This window comes from Lentzea sp. NPDC006480, assembly GCF_040611995.1.
Taxonomy (GTDB): Bacteria; Actinomycetota; Actinomycetes; order Mycobacteriales; family Pseudonocardiaceae; genus Lentzea.
In genome coordinates this window covers 1-3,830 of sequence record NZ_JBEXPJ010000311.1, presented here as the reverse complement: position 1 = coordinate 3,830, position 3,830 = coordinate 1, and the positions used below count along the sequence as shown (strand labels likewise).

1 protein-coding gene is annotated in these 3,830 nt (G+C 70.4%); it reads right to left on the bottom strand.

Annotated features, from left to right (window positions below; all coding sequences use genetic code 11):
• The coding region (locus tag ABZX92_RS45355; protein ID WP_355572295.1) for a type I polyketide synthase at positions 1 to 3,677 on the bottom strand (3,677 nt) is incomplete at its 3' end.
• Positions 3,678 to 3,830 lie beyond the last annotated feature (153 nt).

Genomic DNA, 3,830 nt, shown 5'->3' with positions numbered 1-3,830 from the left:
GACACCGCGATCGGTACGCTGGAAAACGGGGGGATCCCCGAGCCCGGCGCTTCCAAGATCACGTGCGCGTTCGTGCCCGAGACGCCGAACGACGAGACACCAGCGCGGCGCGGGCGGTCGACCGCGGGCCAGGAGCGGGTCGAGGTCAGCAGTTCGACGTCGCCCGCCTCCCAGTCGACGTGCGACGACGGCTCGGTGATGTGCAGGGTGCGCGGCAGCACGCCGTGGTGCAGCGCCTGCACCATCTTGATCACGGACGCGACACCGGCGGCGGCCTGCGAGTGGCCGATGTTCGACTTGATCGAGCCGAGCAGCAGAGGCGTCGAACGGTCCTGGCCGTAGGTCGCCAGCAAGGCCTGCGCCTCGATCGGGTCGCCCAGCGGGGTTCCGGTGCCGTGCGCCTCCACCGCGTCCACATCGGAGACCGACAAACCCGCCGAGGCCAGCGCCGCGCGGATCACCCGCTGCTGCGACGGTCCGTTCGGCGCGGTGAGGCCGTTCGAGGCGCCGTCCTGGTTGACCGCGGAGCCGCGCACGACCGCGAGGATCCGGTGGCCGTTGCGCAGGGCGTCCGACTGCCGTTCCAGCACGACCTGACCGATGCCCTCGGCCCAGCCCACACCGTCGGCCGAGTCGGAGAACGCCTTCGAGCGCCCGTCCCCGGAAACACCGCGCTGCCGGGAGAACTCGATGAACGTCGACGGCGTCGACATCACCGTCACACCACCGGCGAGAGCGAGCGAACACTCCCCCGACCGCAGCGACTGGATCGCCCAGTGCATCGCGACCAGCGACGACGAGCACGCCGTGTCGACGGTGACCGCCGGGCCCTCGAAACCGAACACATAGGACACCCGGCCCGACGCGACACTGCCCGCGCTGCCCTGACCCTGATGTCCTTCCATGTCGCCGCCACCGACGACGGACTGGTAGTCGTTGTACATCAAGCCGGTGAACACGCCGGTCGCACTGCCGCGCAACGAGGTCGGGTCGATCCCCGCCCGCTCCAGCGCTTCCCACGCGGTCTCCAGCAACAACCGCTGCTGCGTGTCAGTCGCCAGCGCCTCCCGCGGCGACATGCCGAAGAACGACGGATCGAACTCCGCCGCGTCGTGCAGGAAGCCACCCGAGCGCGTGTAGGAGGTGCCGATGTGGTCGGGATCCGGGTGGTAAAGGCCGTCGAGGTCCCAGCCGCGGTCGGACGGGAACCCGGTGACCGCGTCGACCTCGTCCACCACGAGCTGCCACAACTCTTCCGGCGTCGTGACACCGCCGGGATAACGGCAAGCCATGCCGACGATCACGATCGGATCGTCCGAAGTGGACGCCAGCGCGGGCGGATCCGGCGTCACCGCGACGCCACCGAGCAGCTCGTCACGCAGGTATGACGCGAGCGCACCGGACGTCGGGTAGTCGAAGATCAGCGTCGCGGGCAGGCGGATGCCGGTGGCCGCGGTCAGCCGGTTGCGCAGCTCGACGGCCGTCAGCGAGTCGAAGCCGAGGTCCCGGAACTGCTGCGCCGGGTCGACCGCGCCCGCACCGCCATGACCGAGAACTCCCGCCACCTCGACACGAACGACGTCGAGCAACGCCTCCAGCCGATCGGCCTCGGACAACGCCGAAAGCCGTGACACCAACGTCACCGCCGTGTCGGAGCCCGCCACGGAACGTTTCGAGCGCGTGCGGACCAGGCCGCGCAACACAGCGGGAACCTCACCCTTGGCCCGCAGCACCGCGAGATCGAGCCGGAACGGCGCCAGCGCGGCACCACCGTGCGCGATGGCCGTGTCGAACAGCTCCACGCCCTGCTCCACCGAGATCGGCGGCATGCCGGCGCGGCGCATGCGTTCGACGTCCACTTCGGACAGATGCCCGGCCATGCCGCCTTCCCAGGCACCCCAGGCCAGCGACACGGTGTTCGGCCGGTGCGCAGCGAGGGCGTCGAGGAACGCGTTGGCCGCCGCGTAGTTGCCCTGGCCCGCGCTGCCGAGCGTGCCGGCGACGGACGAGAACAGCACGAACCGGTCCAGCTCGCCGGCCAGCTCGTGCAAGTTCCAGGCGGCGTCGACCTTGGGGCGCAACACGGCCGCCAGACGCTCGGCGGTCAGCGACTCGATCACGCCGTCGTCCAGCACGCCCGCGGCGTGCACGATCGACCGGACCGGGTGCTTCTTCAGCAGCTTCTGCAGGGCCTTGCGGTCGCTGACATCACACTTCGCGACGGTGACCCGCGCATCCAGCTCGTCTACCCACGCGGGCTTCTCGCCGCGCCTGCTGACCAGCACCAGCTCGTCAACACCCTGCGCGACAAGGTGTTTCGCGACGACGCCACCCAAGCCGCCGGTGCCGCCGGTGATCAGCACCGGTCCCTGCCACGTGACCTCGTGTTGCGCCGCCGTCGCGCGCGCGAGCCGGGCGGCCTTCACCACGCCGTCGCGGATGATCAACTCAGGCTCGTCGACACCCAACGCCCGCGGCACGAGCTCGCCGGAGTCGGTGTCGATGATGCCGAACCGGCCGGGATGCTCGGTCTGCGCCGTCCGCACCAGACCCCGCACGGCCGCGCCCGCCAGGCAGCCCATGCCGGTGACGAACACCAGCTTCTCAGGCCGCTCCTCGGCGATCCATTCCTGCAGCCGCGCCAATGCCTGTGCAACCAGGGTGTGCGTTGCCTCAACGACCTCGCCGTGCGCGACGACGTGCTCCACCACGACGTCCGCTGCCGCCTCGGCAGGCACCTCGACCTCTACCCAGTCGAGCTGGAACAGCGAGTCGCGGTCCACGGTGGTCAGCTGCTCCGCGGAGACCGCCCGCACCACCAGCGCGTCCACCGATGCGACCGGCGCGCCAGCCATGTCGGCCAACGCGATCGCGATACTGCTGCCGGTTCGGGTCAGCTTCACGCGCAACGCCGTCGCACCGGTCGCGTGCAGCGAGACGCCTTCCCACGAGAACGGCAACCCAGCACCGCCGTCCACGAGCAGCGCGGCGTGCAGGGCCGAGTCGAGCAGCGCCGGGTGCAGGCCGAACCCGCTGCCAGCCATCCCCTCGGGCAGCGCGACCTCGGCGAACACCGTGTCGCCGTCCCGCCACGCCGCCCGCACCCCCTGGAACGCGGGCCCGTACTCGAACCCGCTCTCCGCGAACCGCTCGTAGGCGTCCGAGACGTCGATCGCCTCCGCGCGCGGTGGCCATTCGCCGACCTCGGCTATCGCTCCTCCCCCGGTTCCGAGCACACCCGTGGCGTGCTCGGTCCACGGCTCGTCGACCGCGGTCTCAGGCCGGGAGTAGATGGTGATCGACCGGCGGCCGTTCTCCGAGTCGTCTTCCGGGACCCCCACGATCAGCTGAACCTGGACGCCACCGCTGTCCGGCAGCACCAACGGCGCCGCGAGCGTCAACTCCTCGACGCGATCGAGCCCGACCTCGTCCGCCGCCCGCACCGCCAGCTCGACGAGCGCCGCGCCCGGCACGAGCACCGCGCCGTGCACCGTGTGGTCCGCCAGCCACGACCGCCGCGACAGCCGCGCCGTGAACAGGTACCCCGCTCCGCCGGCGAGTTCGACGGCCGCCCCGAGCAACGGGTGCTCCACCGCGCCGAGGCCAGCCGACCGGACGTCCGACTTCGCGGTGTTCTCCGGCCAGAACGGCTGGTGGTCGAATGCATACGTCGGCACGTCAACCCGTCGACCGCCGGTATACAGCTGCGTCCAGTCAACGTTGATTCCGTCAATGTGTACTTGACTGAGTGCAGTCAACATTGAATCAACATCAGACTTGACGCGCGTCAACGTCGGAATCAACCCGTCAACCATCGCCGTCAACTGCGC